The following is a 19,133-nucleotide window of genomic DNA, read 5'->3' as shown; positions in this document are numbered from 1 at the left end:
ACGGGGCGGCTGCCCCCGCACGCGTCCCCGCACCGCCCCGTCCGTCACACCCGCCCGGTGCGCAGCCGCACCGGCCCCAGCAGGCCGCTGACCCGCTGCCCGGCGAGGACGAAAGGGGTCGGGCTCGTCGCGTCCAGCCGGGGCGCCAGCGTCCCGAACACGGTGACCTCCACGGAATTGGCCCCGGGCACCACCAGACCCGTCAGATCGAACACGTACGGGGAACACACCCGCACCCCCGCCCCGGCGCCCCCGACCCGCACCTCGGCCGTGCCCCGGACCCGTCCGAGGTCCAGCCACAGCGGACCCGACGCGGCACCGGCGGGCACGTCCACCACACGGCCGTACCGCACCCCTCCGCTGTACTCGGCCAGACCCCGGCGCTCCCAGTCACCGAGCCGGATCCGACCCGGGCCCACCGTGCACCGCAGCGGCCCCGCCAGCGCGGCACCGCCCTCGTGACCGGGGCGCGTGCGGACCCGCAGCGCCACGGTCCGCGGCCCGCCGCGAACGGCGGGCGGCAGAACGGCGGTCACGGTGCGCGCCCCCAGAGCGTCGGCGGCGCCCACGGTGGCGGGGCACTCGGAGCCGTCCACATGGACGGTCACCCCGCCGTGCACCGGAACCGTCAAACGGAGCGCCCCGGGCGGGAGTTCGCACCACAGCCACTCCACACCGCCGCTGCTCCCCGGAACCGCGAACCGCACCGGCACCACCGCGCCGTCGTCGGCCCCGGGGTCCAGCCACGCGGCACCCGGCAGCGGATGGGGGCGGCGGCGCAGGAACAGCGCGGCGGGATCGCCCACCGGCTCGCGGCGCACCCCGACCGGCCCTCGCCCCCGCGCCCCCTCGGCCCACCAGTGCGCACCACTGTGCAGCACCGCGATCCGCCCGCCGTGCGCGTCGTCGAGGACCCCGTCGACCAGGACCGCGTGCTCGCCGTCACCGGATGTCTCGACGGTGATGTCGTTGTCCCCCGCGCGCAGGGCCGCCACCACGTCGTGCCGCCGCACCCGGGGCACCGCGTGCGCGGCGTACGGGTCGAAACCGCCCTGTCTGCCCACGGCCCTCCCGTTCACCCGCAGCACGCACGGCACCCGGGAGGCCACCTGGACGACGGCACGGGCGGGGAGCGCGGACAGCCGCAGCGTCGTGCCCATCGTCGCGGGTGCCTGGATCCACTCCGGGCGCCGGTAGCGCCCCGGGTCGCGGACGAGCGCCAGGTGTGCCCGCAGTACGAGGTCCTGATCGGGCGTCAGCTCCACTTCGAGCAGATGGACTCCGGCCGTGGCCCGTACCGGACCCAGCGCGAGGTGGCCCCCGTCGTCGAGCGGCACGGCCGCGCCGTCGAGCCGGGCCCGTTTGGCCGCCGCGGCCCCGATCGCGAGGTGTCCGTCGAAGGGCGCGTCGAGGTGCGTCGCCACCCGCAGCCGCACCGTTTCTCCGGCGGCGGCGGGGCCGAGGAGCACGAACTCCTCCGGCACACGGCCCTTCGGCCCCAGCACCGCGCGATGCACCGGGTCCTTGTGGATGCCCAGCGTCTGCGACCAGACGAGCACCGAGGGGCCGTCGCCCCCGCCGGGCCCCTCGCGGAGCACGGTCGCGCGCGGGCCGAACGTCGCGTGCACCGTCGCCCGCGCCGGAGGCCCGGCACCGCGGGGCGCGGCCCAGCCGTCCCGGACCCCGTCCTCACCGGGCGCCTCCACCCGGTGCCCGAAGGTCCGGCACTCGGTGACGGGCGGGCCGGCCGGCGGACCGGTCGCGGGGCGGGCGAAATCGCCCCAGGTGTCGTCGAGCGTCGGCACCAGCTCCATGTCCCACTCCGCGTCCGGTGGGACCTCCACGACGGTGGTGCCCGGTGCGGGGCCCCGCGCAGCGGGAGCGGACGCTCCCCGGTCGCGGGCGGGGAAGACCAGGACGGCCGCCGGTCCCGTGTCGAAGGGGACGTCGACCTCGAAGGCCCGCGCGTCGTCGGCGGCGGGCCGCACCGGCAGCGTCCGGGGAGCGCCGCCGAACGGGTCCACCAGAACGGCCGGGCCCCGCACGTCCCGCACCCGCACCCGGGCCTGCCGGGCGTGGCGGCCGGGGTCGAAGTCGTAGCGGGCGTCCAGCCAGCCCAGGGCGGCGCCCCGCTCGTCGGGAGCGGCGACGGCCGCACGCGTCGCCCGGGGGGATCCGGCGGTCAGGAACACCACCGTGGCGCCGTCCACGCGCCGCGCGAGCGCGGGCACCGGGGCGCGGACGACCGGCTGCGCACCGGCGAGAGCGGCGGCGAGCACACCATCCGGATCGTCCGTCGAGGGGAGGTGCACGGCCCGGCCGTCCGCGAAGCACGCCCGCAGCCCGGCCGGGGTCTCCGTACCGGGGCCGACCAGCCGCTCGGGAAGCGCGCCCAGCGCGATCAGCCGCCCACCGGCGCGGGCGAACGCGACCAGCCGCCGCGCCGTCTCCCGTTCCAGGACGGTGCACGAGGGCAGCACGACGGTGGTGTACGCCTCGTCCGCGACCCGCAGCCGCACACCGTCGTCGAGCCGCGAGACGCGGGAACGGGCCACGGAGGCGTCGTCGATCACATCGGCGTCCAGGCCGAGCCGGTCCAGGACACCCGGCCGGGTGCGGAACCAGGTCATGTCCCCGACGAGCTCCAGATACACCGACTGGGCACGGGCCGCCGCGTCACCGACACCGTCCAGGGCGGCGCCCGCCTGAGCGGTGGTCGTGGGCAGCAGGACCGCGATGTCGCACAGATGGTGGCCGAGGCTCAGAATCGCGCACAGCCGGGTCACGGCGTCGGCGAGGACGCGGTGGTGGCGCCAGTACGGCTGGCGCCAGTCGGTCGCGGGCGGCGCCCACTCCCACCAGCCGCCCTTGGTCGTGTAGTAGACGGCGTGCGGGTTGTAGAGCGTGGCACCGGCCCGCAGCCACGGGAGCAGCCAGTCGAAGGTCTCCTCCGGCGTGCCGCCCCAGCCGGTGGAGTGGAAGGCCTCGACCCAGACCCGGGGGCGGCCGTGGAGATGGGCCAGCGAGGAGTGGACGCGGGCGTCCCCGTGGTGGTCGGAGCCGGGCGCGGAGAACCAGCGGTGGGTCCGCGGGTAGTCGGCATACAGCTCCACGCCCGCGACCGGGTGCCCGGCGCGCGCGGGGTCCTGCTGATCGCAGCCGACGAGCATCCCGTGTCGTTCGTGCCAGGCGGCCAGCGGCCGGAAGAACGCCTCCTCGGCCAGCTCGGCACGGGTGAGGTGGTAGTCGCGGCGCACCTCGTGGACGTCCGGATCGGCGCAGTCCTCGTACAGGGCGTCGAGCCGCCCGGTGATGTCGTACCCGCGAAGGCGACGGAAGGCGTCGGCGAAACCGGTGGACCAGGTGGGCAGGGCGGGCAGCTCGTCCTGGAAGGAGCCGACGACGACGGACCCGAGCCGGTCGCCGAGCCGGCGCTCGAACTCCCCGTGCACCCGGTCCAGCAGCGCCGCACAGGCCCCGACGCCGAGATGGTCGAAGCCGGACGCCCGGTGATGATGGAGCGTCAGTCGCCAGCGGCCGGGACCGGGCGCTTGGACGACCCTTTCGGCCACCGGAACCGGGACCGCGGGGCCGAGGCTTTGGCCGTCGCCGTCGAGCGGTTCGGCGCTGCCCGCGAGCGGCCGGCCGTCCGGCGGACACCGCAGCTCGCCGGGCCGGTTCGTCGAGGAATCCACCACGGCCCGCGTCCGGTCGAGCCGGCGGCCCCCGTGGGCGGGCCGCTCGTCGACCAGGCGCGCCTGCAGATCGGCGCCGGAGAAGCCGAGCTGATCGTAGAACCAGAGGCCGACGCCCAGCGCGCGGGCGTCGTCGCACACCTCGTCGAGCAGCGCCCACCACTCCTCGGAGAAGAACGGCGGGTCGTCGGCGTCGGAGCCGAACAGCGGCCCCGAAGGCGCCAGGCCGATGATCACCAGCTGGTGCACCCCGCCCTGCGTGAAGCGCTCCAGCTGCGCCCGCAGCCGGGCCCGGTCCAGCCGCTCCCCGCTCCACCACCACAGGGCGACGGGCGAGAAGGCGCGCGGCGGCGCGGCGAGGACCGCCGCGACGCTCGCCGGGAGGAGTGGATGTGCCGGGTGCGTCATGGAGGCTCCTCAGCCCTTGAGACCGCCTGCGAAGCCCTTGATCACATAGCGCTGGAGCACCACGAAGACGATCAGGACCGGCAGCGCGGCGAGCACCAGCCCGGCGAAGACGAGTCCGTAGTCCGAGACGTACTGGCCGACGAACGCGAAGATGCCGACCGGCACGGTCTCCTTGTCGGATCCGCCCAGATACAGCAGGGGGGTGAAGAAGTCGTTCCAGACGAACACCGCGTTCAGGATGATCACGGTGCCGGTGATGGGGCGGAGCAGCGGGAACACGATCCGGGTGAACGCCTGCCGGTGGTCGCAGCCGTCGATCAGCGCGGCCTGCGCGTAGTCCTGCGGCAGGGCGCGGATGAACCCGGTGTACAGGAAGACCGTGAACGGCAGCTGGATCCCGGTGTAGAAGAGCACCATGCCCTGGTACGTGCCGAGCCAGCCGAGGTCGTCGACGAGCCGGTAGAGCGGGATCATGCCGAGCTGGAACGGCAGCACGATCCCCAGCAGGAACAGGATGTACAGCCCGTAGCCCAGGCCGCGGGCGCAGCGGGCGAGGTAGTAGGCCCCCGTGGAGCCGAGGACGACGAGCAGCAGCAGGCTGACGGCCGTGATGACCGTGCTGTTGAGCAGGGCGGGCCCCAGCGACGCGGAGGACCAGGCGTCGCCGAAGTTGGCGAAGGTGGGCGGCGAGGGCAGCGAGAGGGGCGATTCGGAGATCTGCCGGGGGTCCTTCAGTGCCAGCGTCACCAGGGCGTACACCGGGAACAGGAAGACGACGGCGACGGCGGGCATGAGCAGTTCGAGGGCGTACCGCCCGTAGTCCGTTCCGCGCCTCGTGCGCCCCGGCTTCGGTCCGCGCCCCGTGCGGCCCGGCTTCTTCTCCGCCGGGCCGCGGGCCGTTGTGGCAGTCACGCGGTGACCTCCCTCGCACGCAGATAGCGGAGCTGTACCAGCGAGACCGCGGCCACGAACAGCGCGAGGACCAGGGCCACGGCGGTGCTGTAGCCGAACTTCCCGTAGACGAACGCCTCCTTGTACAGGACGGTCGACAGCGTCTCGCTGGAGGTGCCCGGTCCGCCGTTGGTGGCGGCGTAGACCTGGTCGAAGAGCTTGAGGCCGCCGATCGTCGACAGCATCAGATTGATCGTCAGCGCCGGGGCCAGGAGCGGCCAGGTGACGTAGCGGAACCGCTGCCAGGAGCCCGCCCCGTCGATCCGGGCGGCCTCGTGGAGTTCGGCGGGCACCCCCTGGAGCCCGGCCAGGAAGACCACCATCGAGTAGCCCGCGTACTGCCACACGACCATCGCCGCGACGGACCACAGGGCGAGCGACGGATTGCCGAGCCAGTCCTGGCGCAGTCCGCCGAGCCCGACCGCGCCGAGGAGGCCGTTGAGACCGGCGCCGTTCTCCGGGTTGTAGACGTACTTCCAGAGGATGGCGACCATGACGGGGCTGACCACGGCCGGTGCGAAGAACACCAGCCGCAGCACCGCCCGCGACCTGATGCCGGTGTGGACGCCGAGCGCGAGCAGCAGGCCGATGCCGTTCTGCACGACGACCACGGCGAGGGTGAGGAGCAGGGTGTTGCCGACGGACTCCAGGGCCCGGCTGTCGTGGAGCAGGGCGCGGAAGTTGTCCGTGCCGGTGAAGGAGAAGCCGCCGATGCCGGACCAGTCGGTGAAGGCGTACATCACCCCGGCGAGGCTCGGGTAGAGCACGACGATGCCGTAGACGATCAGCGCGGGCACGACGAAGAGCCGGGGCGGGACGGTGTGGTCGCGGTGCCGGGCCCGTCCGGCGCGGCCGGTGCCCGGCTCGCCCGCGGCCCTGCCCGCCGGGCCGGGGACGGTCTTCTCGAAGGTGCTGGTCACGACTGCTTCCCGTAGGCCTCGTCCATCTGTCCCAGGGCGCCGTCGACATCCGTCTTGCCCGCGAGGAGGTCCTGCACGGCGGCGAAATGGGCGGGCTGCACCTCGGCGTTGGGCCAGCTCTGGTCCATGAAGGGGACGGCCCGGCCGTCGTCGATGAGGGGCAGGAAGCCGTCGAGGGCCGGGTCGGTCCTCGTGGTGGCGTCGCGCTTGAACGGGATCGCGGCCACGGACCGCGCCCAGCGGTCGACGTTCCGCTGTTCCCCGAGGAATGCGAGGAACTCCTTCGCCGCGGCCGGCTTCTTGGACCGGGCCGAGATCCCGAGTCCGACGACGATGCCCGCCGGGATCCACAGGTTCGCGGCGTCGTCGCCGCCGGGGAACGGGAACATGCCGAGGTCGTCCGGGTTCCGCGCGGCCTGGCGGAAGTTGGCGAGCACCGCGGAGACCTGGACGGCCATCGCCGCCCTGCCGCTCGCGACCATCGAGGTCTGCTGCTCGTACGTCGTCCCGTTGGGGTTCTCGTTGAAGTAGCCCCGGCGTTGCAGCTCCTGGTACTTGCCCATCGCGTCGGCCCACCCCGAGTCCCGGAAGCGCGCCTTCCCGGAGGCCATCTCGGCGTCGAACCCGGGGTTCTTCGCGTAGACGGCGTTGGGGACCAGGGCGTAGGTGATCAGCTGGGTGACCCAGGGCGTCTGGGTGCCGAGCGCGATCGGGATGGTGCCCCTGGCCTTCAACTTCGCACAGACGTCGAGGAGTTCCCGCCATGTCCTGGGCGGCTCGACTCCGGCCCCGGCGAAGACCTTCTTGTTGTGGATGGCGCCGATGACACTGCTGCCGGCCGAGTAGAGATACGTTTTTCCTTCGTGCCGGTAGGCCGGGTGGAAGTTCGACGGCACTTCCTTGGTCCACGGCTGCTCGCTGAGGTCGGCGAGCAGCCCGGTCTTCGCCAGCTCGACCATGGACATGGCGCTGCCGCTGCCGGGGTAGAGCACGTGCACATCCGGGGCGTTGCCACCGGCGAGCTGGGTGCGCAGCACCGTCTGCACCTGGTCCGTGGGCGCGAAGGAGGTGGCGAACTCCGCGTCGGGGTGCGATGTGCGGTAGAGGGCGACCAGCTCCTCCACCGGCTTCTGCTGGTCGGCGACGCCGACGAGTCGCAGCTTGCCGGAACCGCCGGAGCCCGAGCAGGCCGCCAGTACGGGGGAGAGGGCGGCGAGCGCCGCGGCCCCGCCGCCGATCCGGAGTAATCCCCGGCGGCCGAGTGTTCTTCGGTCCGGCCGGGAGCGAGAACCCGTCGTCATGGTGTGTCCTCCTCGTACGAACGGGCGAACGAAGGTTTCGCCGCCGGTTCCGATGGGCGTCGGCCCGGGCCGTCCACCGGGGGATGGGCCGCGGTGAAGCGGTAGGCGCCCGAGGACACCCGGTACAGCACGTGGTCGGAGCCGGCCGAGACGAACCCGACGTGGGGGTCGTCCGGGCGCGGCACCACCCCCGACTCACGGACCGAACCGGGGTCCGTGGTCGGCAGGTACACCTCGGCGGTGGCGCCGGGCGGCACCAGGATCCGCAGCGCGATCCGCCCGTCGTGCCGCTCCCAGGTCACCGTCACGGTGCCGCGGACCGACTCGTAACGGGCGCTCGCGTGGCGCAGGCCGCCGGGGCGCGGCCGGATCCTCAGCTTCCGGTAGCCCGTGGAATCCGGCGTCTGGTCCAGGCCGGCGACACCGCGGTAGAGCCACTCGCCGACCGAGCCGAGCGCGTAGTGGTTGAACGAGTTCATCGACGGTGCCCGGAATCCGGCACCCGGCGTCCACCCGTCCCAGCGCTCCCAGACGGTCGTGGCGCCGTGCCGCAGCGGGAACCGCCACGACGGCACCTCGTCGCGGAGCAGCAGCGCGTGGGCGAGATCGGCACGGCCATGGGCATCGAGGACGGGCGCGGCGAGCGCCACCCCGAGGAAACCCGTGAGCAGGGCGGGCCCGGCCGACTCGATGAGCGCCGCGAGCCGGCGGGCGGCGGCGTCGACGAGGGCGGCGGGCAGCAGTTCGAAGGCGAGCGCGAGGAGATAACCCGTCTGGGTGTCGCCCGCGATGCGCACCGAGAGCCCGTCCCCGGACTCCTCGGCGGTGACGAAGCGCTCGGCGAACGTACGGCGGATGTCGTCGGCCAGCCGGTGGTGGCGCTCCCCGGCATCCGTTCGCCCCAGGACCTCAGCGGCCCGTGCGGTGAGCCGGGCACTGTGCGCGAAGTACGCGGTGGCGACGACCTCCCGGGGAGTGGGGGTGCCCGGAGCGAGCCAGTCGGAGAAGTGCGGGCCGACCCGGTGGCGCCAGACCAGGTCCGGATTGTGGCGGTGGATCAGATCGACCCAGGCGCACATGGCCTCCAGGGACCGGGCGAGGAACCGGGGATCGTCGTAGACCCGGTACAGATGCCACGGAATGATCACTCCCGCGTCGGCCCAGCCGGGCGCGCCCTCGTCGTCCACGCCCACGAGACGCGGGGCGACGTTGGTGAATCCGCCCTCCGGAGTGCGGGCGTCGTCCACGTCGCGCAGCCACTTGGTGAAGAACGCGGCGACGTCCGCGTTGAGCGCGGCCGTCGGGAGGAAGACCTGCGCGTCGGCCAGCCAGCCGAGCCGCTCGTCGCGCTGCGGGCAGTCGGTGGGCACGCTGACGAAGTTCGAGCGCTGCCCCCACGCCACACAGTCGTGGAGCCGTCTCAGCTCCGCGTCCGAGCAGTCGAACTCCCCGGCCCACGGGGTGTCGCTGTGCAGCGCCACGGCGACGACGTCCGACCCGGACAGCTCGGGCACACCGGTGATCTCCGCGTACCGGAACCCGTGGTACGTGAAGCGCGGCTCGAACACGATGTGCTCGCGGCCGTCCCCGACGAGCACATCGGTCGCGGCGGCGGTGCGCAGATTGGCCGTGTACAGCCGCCCCGACCCGTCCAGCACCTCGGCGTGCCGGATCACCACCCGGGCCCCGGCGGCGAGCCGACGGACACGCAGCCGGACGCGCCCGGCGAGGTTCTGGCCGAAGTCGACGACATGGGTGCCGGGCAGCACACGTTCGACCGAGCACGGCCGCAGCTCGGTCATCGCCCGGACGGGTTCGTCGGCCGATGCCACCAGCAGGCGGTGATCGGTCTCTGCGACCAGCGCCCCGGGCCAGCCGGAGTCGTCGAAACCGGGCAGCTCCCAGCCGTCGACGGCATGCCGCAGATCGTGGCATTCGCCCTTCAGTAGATCGGCGTGTCGGATCGCGCCCGTCCCGGTCCGCCAGGTCCCGTCGGTGGCGACCACGGAGCTCCGGCCGTCCGGCCCGGTCAGGTGGAGTTCGGCCAGGAACTGCGGGGACGAACCGTAGTGCGCCCCGGCCCGGCGCGGTTCGAAGCCCACGAAGCCGCTCCACCAGCCGTCGGCGACGGTGGCCGCGAGGACGTTCTCGCCGTCCCGCAGCAGGGCGCCGACGTCGTACGTCTGGTACTGGACGCGGCGGCGGTAGTCGGTCCAGCCGGGGGCCAGTTCGGCGTCACCGACCCGCTCGCCGTTGAGCCGCAGCTCGTACAGACCGCGTGCGCTGACATGGACGCGGCCCCGGGCACCGGCGGGCGCCGTGAAGGAGCGGCGCAGCAGCGGACACGGGGCGAGCCCGTGGTCGTCGAGCGCGAACTCGCCCTCGGTGGGGGCGTCCATGACGTCGACCGGGCACGGGCCCCGGGAGATCCACACCGCCCGCCACTCCTCCGCCCGGGTGAAACCGGTCTCGAACCAGGAGTCGGCCTCGGCGGGCGCGTCCGGTCCGGCCGGCCACACCGAGACCCGCCAGTGGAAGCGGGTACGGCCGGGGAGCGGCGGCCCCGCGTAGTCGACGGCCGTCGCGCCGGGATCGGCGACCCGGCCGGTGTCCCAGAGAGGACGGCCGCCGTCCTCCAGCTCCCCGGCGTGCTCGGCCACCCGGACCCGGTACGCCACCGGGTCGTCCCCCCGGAGGCCGGAGGCCAGCCGCCAGGACAGCCGGGGCGCGGGTCCGTCGATGCCCAGCGGGGTGGTGCGGTGCTCGCAGCGCAGCGCGTACGGCCGCAGGGTCCGGACGCCAGGACGGCCCGCCGTCCGGCCCTCGGCGGGATGGCGGGCGGGTACACCCGCTGCCGGGGAACCGGACACAGCACGTCCTTCCGTCGTACCGAATTTCCCGATGTGAAATCTAACGTTAATTCTGTGGCGTGGAGACTATGAGCAGCTCCAGGGGGTGTCAAGGGTGGTGCCGGTCTGTCGTCGGCCATGGTGAAAATGGTCGGTGTATCCCCAACTAAGCGCCTGTGAACGGCAAAATGGTCATGCATGGGCAGTCTTGTGGCCCATGATTCCCCTGTGATATTCACGCTGTGATTACCACATGGACGGGCGTGAAATCACGCGCCGATCCCACCTCGTACCGGACGGAATTCCGTTCGACGAAGGGACGAGTTTCATGCAAATGAACAGTGGGTCAGGTGGTACTGGAGTGTTCGGAAGACGGTTGATGCTCGGCGGGACGGCCGGGATGGCCCTGGCCGCGGCCGGACTGTCGGCGGGCAGGGCCTGGGGTGACGCGCCCTTCCGCGAGAACCCGTTCACCCTGGGGGTGGCGTCCGGCGACCCGTGGCCGGACGGGGTCGTGCTGTGGACCCGACTGGCCCCGCAGCCCCTCGCGCCCGACGGAGGCGGCGGCATGCCGCCGTACGCCGTCGACGTGCAGTGGGAGGTGGCCCGCGACGACCGCTTCCGCTCCGTCGTACGCCGGGGACGCACCCGCGCGGTCCCCGAACTCGCCCACTCCGTCCATGTCGAGGTCTCCGGGCTCCAGCCCGGCCGGCACTACTACTACCGCTTCCGGGCCGGCGGCGTGCAGAGCCCCGTCGGCCGGACCCGCACCGCACCCCCGCCGACCAGCCGGCCCAAGGAGCTCGACTTCGCCTTCGTCTCCTGCCAGGCGTGGTTCGAGGGCTTCTACACCGCCTACCGGCACCTCGCGGAGGAGGACGTCGACCTGGTCCTGCACCTCGGCGACTACATCTACGAGAACGCCATCGACGCCATGGGCGGCGTACGCAACGTTCCCGTCGCGGCAGAACTGCGGCCCGAGCCGATGAACCTCGTCCAGTACCGCAACCGCCACGCCCTCCACCGCTTCGACCCCGACCTGATCGCCGCCCACCAGGCCCACCCGTTCGCCCTGGTCTGGGACGACCACGAGGTCGAGGACAACTGGGCGGGGGACAAGTCCAAGGCGGACGACGAACCCGACCAGGACCCGGCCGTCTTCCGCGCACGCGCGGCGGCCGCCTTCCAGGCGTACTACGAACACCTGCCGCTGCGGCTGCCGAACAAGCCGCACGGTTTCCAGGCCCGGATGTACCGCCGGCTGCGCTATGGGCGGATGGCCACCTTCCACATCCTCGACACCCGCCTCTTCCGCGACGACCAGCCCTGCGGCGACGGCACCAGGAGCGGCTGCGACGAACGGCTGACGCGCGGTCGCACCATCCTCGGGCCCGAGCAGGAGCAGTGGCTGTACCGCGGCCTGGGGCGCTCCGACACGACGTGGAACATGATCTCCCAGCAGATCCCCGTGACCCAGGTCGACACCGACCCGGGCCCCGGCCAGGCCTTCGTGATGGACTTCTGGGACGGCTACGTGGACGCCCGCCGACGGCTGTTCAAGGAGCTCACCGACCGCAGCGTGAGCAACCCCGTCGTCCTCACCGGAGACATGCACCGCCACCTCGCCGCCAACCTCAAGCAGGACTTCGACGACCCGGGATCGCCGACGCTCGGCGTCGAGTTCGTCGGCTCGTCCATCTCCACCACCAAGGACGGAATGGACCTGGACCCCTCCGGCGCCAAGCTGCTCGCCGCCAACGACCACATCGAGTTCACCAACTTCCAGCGCGGCTACGTACGCTGTTCACTGACCCGGGAGCGGTGCCGAGCCGACTTCCGGGTCCTCCCCTACGTCACCAACCCCGGCGCGCCCGTCTCGACCCGGACCTCCTATGTGACCGAGGCGGGTCACCCGGGGCTCCAGCGGGCCTGAGCAAACGCGCGCCGCCCCCTGCCGCGGGAGCGACAGGGGGCGATCCGTGTCCGGGCGTGTCACCACCGACCGGAGAGCGGTGCGCGGGGGTCAGGCGCTCCCGCCGTTCAGTGGCGGGTAGGCGTTGCGCACCAGCTCCTGGAACTGCGCCGAGAACCAGTGACCGGCGAGCGGGGCGCCCGGCAGGGCCCCGGACGGGTTGTAGCCGTTGCGGCCGTTCCCGGTGTACGTCGGGTCGCACATCCGGTCGAAGCCCTTGCCCTCGTCGTTGTCGACGGGCTGGCTGTTGCCGTCCGACTCGCCCGGCGGCTTGGCCCAGACGTACGCATCGATGCCGGGCTCGGGAGCGGCGGTCGGCCGTTCGCCGATCCCCGCGCCGCTCTGGTTGCACCAGTTGCCGGCATGGATGCGCCGGTCCACCCGGCCGCCGTCGACATAGGCGTCCACCCCGGTCAGCGGCCCCGCGCCGGTGGGCCGGGCCGAGCCGCCCCAGCCGTTGCGCGCGGTGTCGATCAGCATGCCGAGGTCCGGGGCGAAGCCCTGGCTCACCAGTTCGGTGCGCAGCGCCTGGGCGAACGACAGCTCGTCGACGTAGTAGTTCCAGTCCACCCACTTGGACTGGCGCACCGTCGTGCCGTTCACCGTGTCCGTGATCCTTACGTAGGGCTCCTTCAGGGCCGAATAGTTGGCCGTGTTGACGATGAAACCGTGGACGTCGGAGACCGTCGCTCCCTCCGTGGTCGCGGCCTTCTTGAACTCCTGCGCCGCCGGCACGAAATTGGAGTCCCAGCCGAGCCAGCCGTGGTGTGCGGCATCGACGTAGTTGTAGACGTTGGGAATCGCGCCCAGGGTGTGCAGGGCGTAGCCGACGCCCTTCTCGTAATTGCCGTTCGCCTTCATGGTCGCGCAGGCATCGGTGGAGCCGTCCGAGCCGCCGGCGTTGGTCACCAGGTTCGGCAGCGAGTCCGGCTCGATGAGGGTGACGATGCGCAGCCCGGAGTAGGCCGGGTCGGCGAGGATGGCGGCGATGGGGTCGATGTACTCGTGCTTGTACCGGTCGATCTCCGTGGCTCCGAGCTCGCCGTTGGAGGCCAGCGCGGCGCAGTCGCGTCCCGGCAGGTCGTAGACGACCACCTGGAACAGGTCGGCCCCCTGCGCCAGTGCCGTGTCGAGATGGGCGCGCAGCCCGCGTGCGTCCGCCGTGCCCGCGATGGCCGCGATGCGGTCCATCCAGACGAACGAGGGCTCGTCGGCGATGGTTCCGCCGCCCGGTTCGGCGGCGGCCCTGGCGGACCAGTCGGGGTTCACGTAGGGGGTGGCGCCCGCGTAGGGATTGTCGACCCGGGCGGCTGCCGACGCCGGTGTGGGAACGGCGACGGTCAGTGCCGCGCCCAGTGCGAGGGCGCAGAGCGCGGCGAGCCTTCGGCGTGTCCCGCGCGAAGTGGTGCCTGTCCTTCTCATTGCGGCTCCAGGTGTTCTCGGGTGCCCGTGGGCGGTCGGTCCATGGGCCTCGGGATGTGGTGTGCCGGGGCAGCGGCTCGGGGTGCGCTGCCCCGCACCGGGCCCCCTGCGTGGGGGGTGACCACCGGTGCGGCGTGGTGGGGGGAAGTACCGGGCGATGAGCGGAGTGCGCATGGTGCGGAACGGGCTCCGCCATGGCGGAACCCGGCCTTCAGGAACGCTCCGGCAGCCGGACGCACGACCGTCCCTGTGTGCGACTCTTGACTGTGGGAGCGCTCCCAAGGTGGCGTAGTGACGCGCACCTGTCAAGAGTTGAATCGGCGTGGAACGGCCGAAGCCCCCTCCGTCGACGGACGGAGGGGGCTTCGGCCGCGTTCGCTTTCCCGGCCGGAAGTCCGGCGGGGGCCGGTGCTCAGGACTGGCGCGTCGCCGCCATCCCCAGGGTGATCAGGCCGAGCACCACCCAGCCGAACCAGAGCCAGCCGCTGCTCCCCAGTGCCACCGTGTACGCGGTGACCACGACCAGGGCCGCCAGCGTGAGCACTCCCATGGTCTTCGTGGATCCGGACATGCCCGCACCCTCCTCACCGGCCGTGCGGCCGTGGGTGCCATCGTCACCCCTGAGGCGGCTCCACCGCTACTGCCCGCGCGCCTGCAATGAGGCGAGATAGGCGTTGTACGCCTGCAACTCCTGGTCACCGTCCCGGTCGGCCGCGCGGTCGGAGCGCTTCGCCGTCCGCTGCTCGGAGCGGTACCACTGGAAGACCAGCGCGATCAGCACCAGCACCGACGGAATCTCGCTGAAGGCCCAGGCGATGCCGCCCGCCCAGCCCTGGTCGCTCAGCGCGTCGATGCCCAGCGAGGCCGGCGGGTGCTGGTACGTCCCCACTATCGGCGTCGTCGCCATCATCAGCGCGATACCGAAGAAGGCGTGGAACGGCATCCCGGCGAACAGCTCCAGCATCCGCATCACATAGCCGGGCCGGTGCGGCCCCGGGTCGACGCCCATGATCGGCCAGAAGAACACCAGGCCGACCGCGAGGAAGTGCACCATCATCGCGATGTGACCGGTCTTCGAGCCCATCAGGAAGTCGAAGAGCGGGGTGAAGTACAGCCCGTACAGGCTGGCGATGAAGAGCGGGATCGTGAAGACCGGATGGGTGATGATCTTCATGTACCGGCTGTGCAGCAGCTTGAGCAGCAGCTCACGCGGACCGGTGCGGCCACGGCCCGCGACCGGCAGCGCACGCAGCGCCAGGGTCACCGGAGCACCCAGCAGCAGCAGGATCGGCGACAGCATGCTGATCACCATGTGCTGCACCATGTGCACGCTGAACATGACCATGCCGTAGTCGTTGAGCTTGGTGCACATCACCAGGGCGATGCTCAGCACCCCGACGACGAAGAACACGATCCGGCCGGGCGGCCAGCCGTCCCCGCGTCTGCGCAGCCTCAGCACGGCGTACGCGTACAGGCCGATGGCGAGGACGCAGCCGATGAGGAAGAACGGGTCCGCGGAGAATTGGAGCCCACGTCCCAGCGTGAACGGCGGCAGGTCCATGTCCATGCCGTGCCCGCTGTGATCCATCTGTTCACTCCTGCTGGGGACGTCCCCGTTTCGTGCCGGTTGTCCCGACCAGACTAGAACCGCCCCCGGTCGCAGCTGCGACCGGGGGCGGTTCGTCGGACGGGGTGTCGCTCAGAGCACGCACTCGGCCTCGGCGTACCGCTCGGCCGGAACGGTCTTCAGGGTCTCCACGGCCCGCCCCAGCGGGACCATCACGATGTCCGTGCCGCGCAGCGCCGTCATCATGCCGAACTCACCGCGATGCGCGGCCTCCACCGCGTGCCAGCCGAAACGGGTGGCGAGCACCCGGTCGTACGCGGTCGGCGTGCCGCCGCGCTGCACATGGCCGAGGATCACCGGGCGGGCCTCCTTGCCGAGGCGCCGCTCCAGCTCGCTGGAGAGCCGCGTGGCCAGGCCGGCGAACCGCTCGTGCCCGTAGATGTCCTTGGTGCCCTGCTCGATCTCCATGGAGGAGCCCTCGCGGGGCTTGGCGCCCTCGGCCACCACCACGATGGCGAACTTCTTGCCGGCCGAGAAGCGCTGCCCGACCACCTCGGTCAGCTCGTCGATGTCGAACGGGCGCTCCGGCACGACGATGGCGTGCGCACCGGCCGCCATGCCCGAGTGCAGGGCGATCCAGCCGGTGTGACGGCCCATGACCTCGACGATCAGCACCCGCTGGTGCGACTCGGCGGTCGTCTTCAGCCGGTCGAGCGCCTCCGTCGCGACACCGACGGCGGTGTCGAAACCGAAGGTCACGTCCGTGGAGGCGATGTCGTTGTCGATGGTCTTCGGTACGCCGACGATCGGCAGACCCGCCTCGGAGAGCAGATTGGCCGCCTTCAGCGTGCCCTCGCCGCCGATCGGGATGATCGCGTCGAGACCGAGATCCGCGACATGGCCCCTGGCCTGTTCCACCCCGCCGCGCAGATGGGCGGGCTGGACCCGGGAGGAGCCGAGGATCGTACCGCCCCGGGCGAGGATGCCGCCGACCGCGTCGAGGTCGAGCTTGCGGTAGTCGCACTCCAGGAGACCCTTCCACCCGTCGTGGAAGCCGATGACCTCGTCGCCGTGGTCGACCACCGCCCGGTGCACGACGGAACGGATGACGGCGTTGAGGCCGGGGCAGTCGCCGCCGGAGGTGAGCACACCAATTCGCATTGCCCGGGAAACCTTTGCAACGTGGGCCGACGACCGGACCACGTCGTCCGGTTGGATCCCCGCCACCCTACCGGCGCAGGGTGGCGGGACCGAACCGGGCGTCCGCCTGCTGGACTCCGCTCAGAGGAGCGAACGCGGGGGCATCTGATCGCCGGATGCCGGGCGTCCCGTCAGGCGGGCTGCGTGGCCGCGGCGATGCGCTCGGCGCGCAGCGCCTCGTACCAGCGGTCGTCCGTCGGCGGCAGCGCGTTCACATCGAGGGCCAGCTTCAGCAGCAGGTCCGCGATGTGCGGGTTGCGCGCCATCACCGGGCCGTGCATGTACGTACCGAAGACGGTGTCGTTGTACGCGCCCTCGGTGCCGTCGCCCGTGCCGTTGCCCCGGCCGAACTGCACCCGGGCGAACGGCCGTGCCGTCGGTCCGAGATGGGTGACGCCCTGGTGGTTCTCGAAACCGGTCAGCGGCGGCAGGCCGAGCTGGGGGTCGATGTCGGCCAGGACGTCACCGACGCACCGGGCCCCCTCGCCACGGGTGGAGACCACGTCGAGCAGCCCGAGGCCGGGCTCGCGCTCGCCGAGGTCGTTGATGAACTCATGGCCGAGGATCTGGTAGCCGGCGCAGACCGAGAAGATGATCGCGCCGTTCGACGCGGCCCGGCTGAGCCCGCCGTCGCGGCGCAGCCGCTCCGCGGCCAGCCGCTGCGGCCGGTCCTCGCCGCCGCCGATCAGATAGATGTCGCCGGACGTCGGGATCGGCTGGTCGCTGCGCACGTCGACGCGCTGCACGTCGAGACCGCGCTGCCGGGCCCGGCGCTCCACCACCAGCGCGTTGCCCTGGTCGCCGTAGGTGCTGAGGAGGTCGGGGTAGACCCAGACCAGACGCAGACCGTTGTTGCTCATGCTTCGTCCTCTCCGGAGGTGGCCGGGCCCGGGGTCAGTTGCCGACACGACGGCGCAGATCCTGGAAGGCGGTGTAGTTGGCGATGACCTCGATGCGGCCGGGCGGGGACTGCTGCACGGCCTCGTCGAGGTTCTCGCAGACCCGGAAGTCGAGTCCGGCCACTTCGAGGCGGACCGCCAGGTCCAGCTTGCGGTCGCCGAGCACGAAGATCGGGTGGCCGGCGAGCTGGGTGTAGTCCACGTCCCACAGCCAGGAGGTGTCCGTGCCGTCGGCGCCGCGGGCGTTGACGGAGAGGATCACCGGCGTGGGCGGCGGGTCGATCAGGGAGAACGTCTCCAGCCAGCCCGCGGGGTTCTTCGCCAGCAGCAGCCGCATCTCACGGCCGAGGAAGGAGACCACGTCGTAGCGGCCCGCGACGGCCTGCACCTGGTACATCCGCTCCAGCGCGACCTGCGGCGGCACCCCGAAGACGGCGGCCACGGCGGCGGAGCTGGTGGCGTTGGCCTTGTTGGCGCGGCCGGGCAGCTGGAGGTGGATCGGCCACGCCGAACCGTGCGGGTCCAGGACGTAGTCGCCGTGCAGGACCCAGCTGGGGGCGGGCCTGCGGAATCCGCACTCGCCGCAGAACCAGTCGTCGCCGGGGCGCTGCATCACACCGCCGCAGGCGGGGCAGGACCAGGCGTCGTCCTTCCACGCCTGTCCGGCCGCGACCCACACCACATTGGGGGAGGAGGAAGCGGCCCAGACGATCAGCGGGTCGTCGGCGTTCGCGACGATCACGGCCTTCGAGCCGGACAGCCCCTCACGCCACTTCTCCGCCAGCATCCGGGTCTCCGCCGCGCGGTCCAGCTGGTCGCGGGAGAGGTTGAGCAGCGCGATCACCTTGGGCGTCGTGTCGCGCGCGACCCCGGCGAGGTACTTCTCGTCGACCTCGATCACGCCGTACTGCGCGTCCGAACCGCCCGCCAGCGCCGAGGTGATGCCCGCCGGCATGTTGGCGCCGAGCGCGTTCGACACCACCGGGCCCGCGGCCCGCAGCGCCTCGGCGATCAGCCGGGTCGTCGTCGTCTTGCCGTTCGTCGCCGACACGAGGATCACGTCCAGGTGCTGCGCCAGCCGCCCCAGCAGGTCGGGGTCGAGCTTGAGCGCCACCCGGCCGCCGATCACCGATCCGCTGCCGCGCCCTGCGGCGCGTGACACCGCCGCCGCGGCCTTGCCCGCCGTCACGGCCAGCTTGGCCCGCGGCGACAGCGGCTCCGTGTTGCCTGCCATCGTCCTAGATCCTCCTTGCATCGGTCCACGCCCAGCCTATCGATGTCCGGCGCGGCGGCCGCACCCTGGCACCGCCGGGAAGGTGGAGGTCGCGTGGAACGTACGATTGCGGCCATGCGAAACCGCCCGATCCCCGGCAGTTCCGGACTGATTCGCGCCATGAGCCTGCTCGGCGATCCGGTGCTGCACGGCAGCTGCGAACCCGTCACCGACTTCGGGCCCTCGCTCGCCCGGCTCGTCGAGGACATGTACGCCACCATGTACGCGGCCGAGGGTGTCGGCCTCGCGGCCAACCAGATCGGCGTTCCGCTGCGGGTGTTCGTCTACGACTGCCCGGACGACGAGGACGTCCGCCACCTCGGCCATCTCGTCAACCCGAGGCTCGTCGAGGCCGACGGCATCACCGTACGCGGTCCGGAGGGCTGTCTCTCGCTGCCCGGCCTCGAAGCGGGCACCCCGAGGTTCGACCGGGCCGTCGTCGAGGGCCTCACCGTCGACGGCGAACCGGTCCGGGTCACCGGCACGGGCTTCTTCGCGCGGTGCCTCCAGCACGAGTGCGACCACCTCGAAGGCACGGTCTACACGGACCGGTTGACCGGGCTGCGCCGCAGGAGGGCGCTGCGCGCGGCCCGCCGGGCGCCCTGGGCGCGCACCGGCTGACCGCTCCCGCGGCCGGCGACCGGCCGGGCGGCCCCGGTGCCTCAGAATCCGGGGC

General features: G+C 72.3%; 12 protein-coding genes and 1 pseudogene. 2 read left to right on the top strand and 11 right to left on the bottom strand.

Translation table 11 applies throughout. The annotated features are described in order from the left end of the window. Positions 1-44 precede the first annotated feature (44 nt). The 5 genes from ACFVFH_RS35195 to ACFVFH_RS35175 are packed head-to-tail and all read right to left on the bottom strand — an operon-like array spanning position 45 to position 10,145. Positions 45-4,103: a hypothetical protein gene (locus tag ACFVFH_RS35195; protein WP_383776879.1), complete on the bottom strand. Its 4,059-nt coding sequence runs from the start codon at positions 4,101-4,103 to the stop codon at positions 45-47. A gap of 9 nt (positions 4,104-4,112) precedes the next feature. Next, a complete protein-coding gene (locus ACFVFH_RS35190; protein WP_383776877.1) occupies positions 4,113-5,015 on the bottom strand; it encodes a carbohydrate ABC transporter permease in 903 nt (300 codons plus the stop codon). After that, positions 5,012-5,974, bottom strand: a complete 963-nt coding sequence (locus ACFVFH_RS35185; protein WP_383776874.1) for a carbohydrate ABC transporter permease — start codon at positions 5,972-5,974, stop codon at positions 5,012-5,014. Before ACFVFH_RS35185 ends, ACFVFH_RS35190 begins: the two co-directional genes overlap by 4 nt. Next, positions 5,971-7,275: an extracellular solute-binding protein gene (locus ACFVFH_RS35180; protein WP_383776871.1), complete on the bottom strand. Its 1,305-nt coding sequence runs from the start codon at positions 7,273-7,275 to the stop codon at positions 5,971-5,973. The genes ACFVFH_RS35185 and ACFVFH_RS35180 overlap by 4 nt, the downstream gene beginning before the upstream one ends. After that, positions 7,272-10,145, bottom strand: coding sequence for a family 78 glycoside hydrolase catalytic domain (locus ACFVFH_RS35175; protein ID WP_383776869.1), 2,874 nt, complete (start codon positions 10,143-10,145; stop codon positions 7,272-7,274). The genes ACFVFH_RS35180 and ACFVFH_RS35175 overlap by 4 nt, the downstream gene beginning before the upstream one ends. A gap of 313 nt (positions 10,146-10,458) precedes the next feature. Here ACFVFH_RS35175 and ACFVFH_RS35170 point away from each other — a divergent pair, with 313 nt between their 5' ends. Beyond that, entirely contained in the window at positions 10,459-12,057 is a 1,599-nt protein-coding gene (locus ACFVFH_RS35170) for an alkaline phosphatase D family protein (RefSeq protein WP_383776866.1), read from the top strand. A gap of 99 nt (positions 12,058-12,156) precedes the next feature. Here ACFVFH_RS35170 and ACFVFH_RS35165 read toward each other — a convergent pair. The 6 genes and pseudogenes from ACFVFH_RS35165 to ACFVFH_RS35140 form a co-directional block, all read right to left on the bottom strand. Beyond that, a pseudogene (locus ACFVFH_RS35165) lies at positions 12,157-13,518 on the bottom strand (glycoside hydrolase family 6 protein); the annotation flags it as partial. Between the two features lie 412 nt (positions 13,519-13,930). Beyond that, on the bottom strand, positions 13,931-14,089 hold the full coding sequence (locus tag ACFVFH_RS35160; RefSeq protein ID WP_383776864.1) for a hypothetical protein: 159 nt from the start codon (positions 14,087-14,089) through the stop codon (positions 13,931-13,933). A 66-nt stretch (positions 14,090-14,155) separates the two neighbouring features. Continuing rightward, positions 14,156-15,106, bottom strand: a complete 951-nt coding sequence (locus ACFVFH_RS35155) for a cytochrome c oxidase assembly protein (protein WP_383776862.1) — start codon at positions 15,104-15,106, stop codon at positions 14,156-14,158. A 111-nt stretch (positions 15,107-15,217) separates the two neighbouring features. Further along, on the bottom strand, positions 15,218-16,246 hold the full coding sequence (locus ACFVFH_RS35150; RefSeq protein ID WP_383776859.1) for a 6-phosphofructokinase: 1,029 nt from the start codon (positions 16,244-16,246) through the stop codon (positions 15,218-15,220). A 170-nt stretch (positions 16,247-16,416) separates the two neighbouring features. Next, positions 16,417-17,145 (bottom strand): type 1 glutamine amidotransferase, encoded by a 729-nt coding sequence (locus ACFVFH_RS35145; RefSeq protein ID WP_383213016.1) that lies wholly within the window; start codon positions 17,143-17,145, stop codon positions 16,417-16,419. Positions 17,146-17,179: 34 nt separating this feature from the next. Beyond that, positions 17,180-18,418 carry a MurT ligase domain-containing protein gene (locus tag ACFVFH_RS35140; RefSeq protein WP_383776856.1) on the bottom strand — a complete coding sequence of 413 codons (1,239 nt, stop codon included), beginning with the start codon at positions 18,416-18,418 and terminating at the stop codon, positions 17,180-17,182. Positions 18,419-18,532: 114 nt separating this feature from the next. Between ACFVFH_RS35140 and def the strand changes: the two genes are divergently transcribed. Beyond that, a complete protein-coding gene (def, locus tag ACFVFH_RS35135) occupies positions 18,533-19,078 on the top strand; it encodes a peptide deformylase (protein ID WP_383776854.1) in 546 nt (181 codons plus the stop codon). Positions 19,079-19,133: the final 55 nt, after the last annotated feature.

The sequence above is a fragment of the Streptomyces sp. NPDC057697 genome (genome assembly GCF_042799335.1).
Taxonomy (GTDB): domain Bacteria; phylum Actinomycetota; class Actinomycetes; order Streptomycetales; family Streptomycetaceae; genus Streptomyces.
Note: the sequence above shows the minus strand (reverse complement) of the source record. Positions and strands in the feature narration are given on the sequence as shown.